We start from the raw sequence: 6,010 nt of genomic DNA on the forward strand, positions 1-6,010 counted from the left end.
TGCCCAACTTCTGCCCGCGCGATTTCGCCCAGCTCAGCCATCAGGCCCGCCGCGCTCTGCGCCGCATGCGCCCGCGGCCACCGCTCATTCGGTCGTTCTGGCATCAAGCAAATCTGCCACTATAATATGCAGGCCTCAATAGGTGGTAAACCTTCTTGCTCGCCAAGTGGACCCAAAGGGAGCATCGCATGTCTCGATACCTGAAGGTCTTGCCCGTACTAGGCGTCTGCCTCGCGTCCCTGCTCGGCCATGCAAAGATGTCTAGCGCGCAACAAAATCCAATCACGGCCATAGACATCGCGCTTGAGCCGGACAACACGATGTTCGAGCACGCGCAAACCGTCAACGCCCGCCTGCGTTCGGTCTTTCCGAAGGGCTTCGCTCTGGATGCGACGCACCGCCCGCATATCTCGATGCTGCAGCGCTACGTCCGCACAGGTGACCTTGAGAAAGTTTACGCTGCGGTCGATAGCGTACTGTCCAGCGAAAACCCGGCTGGCTGGAAACTCAAGGCGTACAAGTACTACTACATCCCGTGGAAGGACATTGGCCTGGCCGGTATTGTCGTCGAGCCAACGGCTGACTTGCTCAACTTGCAGCGAAAGTTGATCGCCGCCGTCGCGCCCTTTGAGACAAAAATTGGTACGGCCGCGGCGTTCGCTACGACGCCCGAGGAGCCCGATATCAATCAGCCAACGATTGACTACGTTGCGACGTTCGTTCCGAAAGCCACCGGCAAGCATTTCAATCCTCACGTCACCGTCGGCATCGCCTCGCAGGATTTCCTGAAGAAGATGCTCGCCGAACCGTTTAATGCATTCACCTTCTCGCCGGCGGGAGCGTCGATTTACCAGCTCGGCAATTTCGGAACCGCTCGGAAGATGCTGAAGGCTTGGGAGTTCAAACCCTGAGGGACGCCGCCACTCGGTTATCCACTGACCGGTAATGCTTGACGGACTCCACGGTATCTAGCGCATCCGCTTGATGATCTCGCGCGAAAACGTCCGCAGCGTGGTTTGATTGTCCACGACCGGCTGGATTGCGACCTGGCGGATGCCCGCCTTCTTCATCGCGTGAATCGAATCGATGATCTCCTCGCTCGTGCCGGTGAGCGTGGTAGCGCGAATCATCCGCTCGGTCACCAGCGCCTCGTGCTCCTTGCGAAAACCGCGGAGATAACCCGCGTAGAGCTTCAAATGGCGGGTCTCCGCCGGTTCGTTCTCGACTTTGTAGGCGGCGGCGAACCTCGCGATGTCGTCGCGCAGGTCGGGCGGCAGCGCATTCTTGTCGGTCGCGGCCAGCGCAAAGATGTTCGACGAGGAGGCGACGAACGGTCCGACCGCGCGCCGCACCTCGCTCGATTCGACCTTCTGGCCCGGGCGCGTCAGATGAAAGGCGGTCATGCAGAGCGTATAGATGCTCGAGAGTCTGCGGCCTGCGCGCTCGGCGCCGGCGTGCACGCTGTCCATCACGAAGTTGATGAGGCTGGGCCCGACCGCCCCGAAGAGGATCACGCCGTCGGCGATCTCGCCCGCCATCTCGAGGCTGCGGGTGCCGCTCGCGGCGACATAGATCGGCACCTTCTTGCGGATGTTGATATAGCCGCCCCCGGGATTGAGAAACTTGATCATCCGATGACGCTCGCCTTCGTGATAGGGGACGGTCTCGCCCTTGAGCAGGCCGCGGCAGATCTCGATGTGCTCGCGCATCTGGTCGACCCGCGCGGCGGGCATCCCGAGCGTGCGCCGGGCGGTGTTGCCGGTGCCGATGCCGAGCACGACGCGGCCGGGCGCGAAGGCGTTGATCGTCGCGATCGCGCAGGCGGTGACGGGCGCGATCCGCGAGAGCGGATTGGTCACGCCAGGTCCGATGATGAGCCGGCGCGTATTGACCGCGCAAAGTGCCAGCGCGGCGTAAACGTCGCTGCCGAGCATCTGCGAATCGTAAAGCCATCCGTGCGAGAAGCCGAGCCGCTCGGCCGCGGCGGCGTCTTTGTAGGCGTCAGGGCTCGCGAAGAAGACACATCCGAAATCCATTTTTAACCTCGCCGGTTTCCTTGGTCAGGGTTTGCGTCGGCGCCGTTCGCCGCGCGGCATAAGACGTCCGCTCAGAGTCCCGCCAGGTGCGGCCGGACGTCGCTCGCGAACAGCTCCAGCGAACGGCGGGCCTTGGCCGGATCGAGCCCGGGGAGCGGCGTCGCCATGATGAAATGCGTGCAGGCGTACTGGCGGCTGAAGGCCTTGAACTTCGCGATGCACTCATCCGGCGTGCCGACCATCATGTGCTCGGCATACGGCGACGTGCGCAGGTCTTCGGGGCGTTTCAATTCCCACACCGCCTTGTCGCCGGTGACGTCGTTGGCTTCGCCGAGCCACTGCGCATACTCGCCCATCATGTAGTGCAGATGGTCCTGGATGTCGCGCCAGGCGCGGTCGGCCGATTCGGCGACGTACACGACCCGCAACTGCGCGATCGAAAATTTCGCCGGGTCGCGCCCGAGCAGCTTCAATTCGTCGCGATACGGAATTGCGGGATCGGGCCCGATAGTGGCCAGCAGATGGTGCCCCAGGCGGGCGGCGCGCCGCGCGGCCTTGTCGGTCCGCGCGCCGATCCAGATCGGCGGATGGGGCTGCTGCACGGGCTTCGGATAGAGCGCCATCGCTTCGACCCGGTTGAACTTGCCCTCGAAGGTGACCTGCTCCTCGGTCCAGAGCCGCCGGATCAGCTCGACGCCCTCGGCCAGGCGCGCCGAGCGCTCCGGACGCGGCAGTTTGAAAGCCGCGAACTCTTCGGCGCGGTAGCCCTGGCCGATCCCGAGGTCGAAGCGCCCGTTGGAGAGGATATCAACGCAGACCGAGTCCTCGGCGACGCGCACCGGGTTATGGAACGGCAGCAGCAGCACGAACGTGCCGATGCGAATCTTCCTGGTGCGCGCGGCGATCGCCGCCGCGGTCGGCAGCACGGCCGGATTGTAGCCGTCATCGACGAAATGATGCTCGGTCAGCCACACGTTGTCGTAGCCGAGTTCGTCGAGCATCGCGGCCTGGTCGAGCATCGTGGTGTATAGCTCCGGGTATGGACGCCGCCATTGTTTCGGATTGCGAAAATCGTACATCACGCCGAACTTCATCGCGTTGCCCTCCTGCACGGTTCGGGTACCGCATCCTGTCTAGACTTTATTGCCGGATGAGGCAAAGGCTTTTCGCTTTTTAAGCCGGCGCCGCGGCGCATGGATCGAGTTTGCTGCGGTTGGCGGCGGATTCCGTCCGCGGCGCTTGCGCCACGGCGCGCAGTGGAGCATAAAACATCCTCAGGTACGAACGTGGCTATCGTCCTTCCGCTCCAGCGCCGCCGGCATGACGTCGAAGCCAATCCGCATTCGGCGGAGGCCTTCTGGCGCAAATCGATGGTGCCGACCTCGGTTGCGATGGGCGTCATCATCGTGACGGCCGTCGCGACGCTGACCATTGGCGTAAAGACGGGATGGCTCGGCCACGACTCGGAGAAGTGGGTGCTGGTGGGGGCGCTGGTCTCGGTCATCGGGCTGACCAAGATCGTGGTGGCCAACATGTTTTTCTTTCTTCTGATGCAGGACGAGGCGCGGGTGGATCCGCGAATAGCGCCTCCGCCGCCGACCCCCGGCACGCGCGTCGAACGGCAGTCGCGTCCGCTGCGGACGCCGCAGCGCGCGATTCATACAGCGCGGCCGCGGCGCCGCCCCGACCGCCGCAAGCGGAGCGCGACCCTGTCGGGTGGTTAGCCCGGCGGGCCGCGCAATCGCGCTCGTTGGATTGCCCGCGGATTTCTCTTAACTGCCTGCCGCCAACTGTTGCCGCGCCGCCGAACAATGACTACGGAACTGCGAGCCGACGAACTTGAGCTGGCGCGCTACGTCCGGCGCGGCGACACGGTGGTCTGGGCGCAAGGGGCGGCGGAGCCGCTGACGCTATCCGAGACGCTGGTCGCCGAGCGCCACGCGATCGGCCCGATCACGCTCTTTCTCGGCCCCGGATACTCCGAGACGCTGGCGCCGGAGCATGCCGATTGCCTGCGCTTTCTCGGCATGAGCGCGATCGGCACGCGGCGCCGGCTGATCGACGCGGGCGTGCTGCGGCTCATCCCCCTTCAGCTTTCCGACGTCGAAACGCTGTTCGACACAGGCATCTTAAAGGCCGACGTCGTGTTTCTTCATCTGGCGCCGCCCACCAGCGACAGCGGCGACGAGTACAGCATGGGCCTCGTCAACGACTATCTGAAGATCGCGATGCGCCGCGCGCGCACGGTGATCGCCCAGGTCAACGACCAACTGCCGTGGACCCATTCCGACGAGCCGCTCGAAATGTCGCGGGTGGACTACATCGTGCGCAGTTCGCGCCCGCCGATCGAGCATTCCACGCGCGAGCCGAGCGCGGTGGACAAGAAGATCGCGCGCCAGGTCGCCGAATTGGTGCCCGACGGCGCGGTGATCCAGATGGGGATCGGCGCGATGCCTTGCGCGATCCTTGACGCCCTTCATGGCCATCGCCGGCTCGGCCTCCACAGCGGGATGGTCAGCGACGCGGTGGTCGATCTGATCAAGTCGGGCGCGGTGACCAACGAGACCAAACCCTTTCATCGCGACGCGAGCGTCACCGGCACGCTGCTCGGCACGCGCAAGCTTTACGACTTCGCCCATCGCAACCCGGCGCTCCGCCTGGTGCCGCTCAGCGTGACGCATAACGTCGAGATGCTCGCGCGCATCGATGGCTTCGTGTCGCTCAATTCGGCGATCGAGGTTGACCTGAGCGGCCAGGTCAACGCCGAGGTCGCGGGCGGAACTTATATCGGCGCGGTCGGCGGACAGGTCGATTATGTGCGCGCGGCGCGGCGCTCGCGCGGGGGAAAATCGATCATCGCGCTGCCGGCGACGGCGCGCGGCGGCAAGGTCAGCCGGATCGTCGCCGCGCTGAACGATCCGATCGTGACCACAGCGCGCTCCGACGTCGATATCGTGGCGACCGAGTTCGGCGTGGCGCACCTGCGCGGCATCAGCCTCGAAGAGCGCGCGCGGCGCCTCATAGCGATCGCCCATCCGGACTTTCGCGAACCGCTCGAACGCCATGCGCGCGCGGCCTTCGGCCCGATTTACTGAGCCCTGTCACATGGCCAATCATCGATGACCGATTCCGGCATGACCGATTGCGGCATGACCGATTCCCGGCGAGGTAACGCGCCCATGAAATACGGCACCTTCATAACGAAGCAGCGCGGCGAGGCGATCGCCGCCGACGTGCGCGCGGCCGAGAACCTGGGCTTCGAGTCGGCGTGGATCGCAGAGCATCTGATCATGCCCGTGAACCAGACGTCGGCGTACCCCTACACGCCCGACGGCCGCTTCCTGGTGCCGCCCGACGCCCCGTTCCACGATCCGCTGCTCACGCTCGCCTACGTCGCGGCGCTGACCACGAAAATCCGGCTCGCCACCGGCATCTTCGTCCTGCCGCTGCGCAACGCCTTTACGACCGCCAAGGCGATCGCCACGCTCGACCAGCTAAGTCAGGGCCGCGTCATCTTCGGCGTCGGAATCGGGTGGCTCAGGGAAGAGTTCGAGGCGGTCGGGATGAAATTCGAGGATCGGGCGCTGCGCACGCGCGAGTATCTCGAGCTGATGATCGAGCTCTGGAGCAAGAGCGACCCGCTCTACAAGGGCAGGACGGTTTCGACCGAAGGGATGAAGTTCATGCCCAAGACCGTCCAGCAGCCGCATCCGCCGATCGTCTTCGGCGGCACCAGCGAGCCCGCGCTCAAGCGCACGGTGCGCCAGGGCGACGGATGGTACGGAATCGCGCACGGCCTCGAGGAGGCGCAGGCGCAGATCGCGAAGCTCCGTGAATTCGCGCGCGCCGCCGGGCGCACGCGGCCGATCGAGATCACGATGAGCCTGCGCACGGGCAAGCCGCTCAGCGCCGACGACGTCCGCCGGATGGCCGAGATGGGTGTCGATCGCACGCTCGCGGGTCTGCCGATCAGA

General features: G+C 65.0%; 6 protein-coding genes. 4 read left to right on the forward strand and 2 right to left on the reverse strand.

Annotated elements, in window-relative coordinates; all coding sequences use genetic code 11:
• Positions 1-188 precede the first annotated feature (188 nt).
• A complete protein-coding gene (locus VMI09_06250; GenBank protein HTQ24279.1) occupies positions 189-911 on the forward strand; it encodes a hypothetical protein in 723 nt (240 codons plus the stop codon).
• A gap of 57 nt (positions 912-968) precedes the next feature.
• Here VMI09_06250 and VMI09_06255 read toward each other — a convergent pair whose 3' ends face one another.
• Positions 969-2,036 (reverse strand): LLM class flavin-dependent oxidoreductase, encoded by a 1,068-nt coding sequence (locus tag VMI09_06255; protein ID HTQ24280.1) that lies wholly within the window; start codon positions 2,034-2,036, stop codon positions 969-971.
• Between the two features lie 71 nt (positions 2,037-2,107).
• On the reverse strand, positions 2,108-3,130 hold the full coding sequence (locus tag VMI09_06260; protein ID HTQ24281.1) for an LLM class flavin-dependent oxidoreductase: 1,023 nt from the start codon (positions 3,128-3,130) through the stop codon (positions 2,108-2,110).
• 192 nt (positions 3,131-3,322) lie between these two features.
• Between VMI09_06260 and VMI09_06265 the strand changes: the two genes are divergently transcribed.
• From VMI09_06265 to VMI09_06275, 3 genes are all read left to right on the forward strand, one after another.
• Complete coding sequence (locus tag VMI09_06265; protein HTQ24282.1) at positions 3,323-3,760, forward strand: hypothetical protein; 438 nt, start codon at positions 3,323-3,325, stop codon at positions 3,758-3,760.
• Between the two features lie 87 nt (positions 3,761-3,847).
• On the forward strand, positions 3,848-5,131 hold the full coding sequence (locus VMI09_06270; protein HTQ24283.1) for an acetyl-CoA hydrolase/transferase C-terminal domain-containing protein: 1,284 nt from the start codon (positions 3,848-3,850) through the stop codon (positions 5,129-5,131).
• 84 nt (positions 5,132-5,215) lie between these two features.
• Positions 5,216-6,010: LLM class F420-dependent oxidoreductase (locus VMI09_06275; GenBank protein HTQ24284.1), on the forward strand; the 795-nt coding region annotated here is incomplete at its 3' end.

It is taken from the genome of Candidatus Binataceae bacterium, from assembly GCA_035500095.1.
Classification (GTDB): domain Bacteria; phylum Desulfobacterota; class Binatia; order Binatales; family Binataceae; genus JAKAVN01.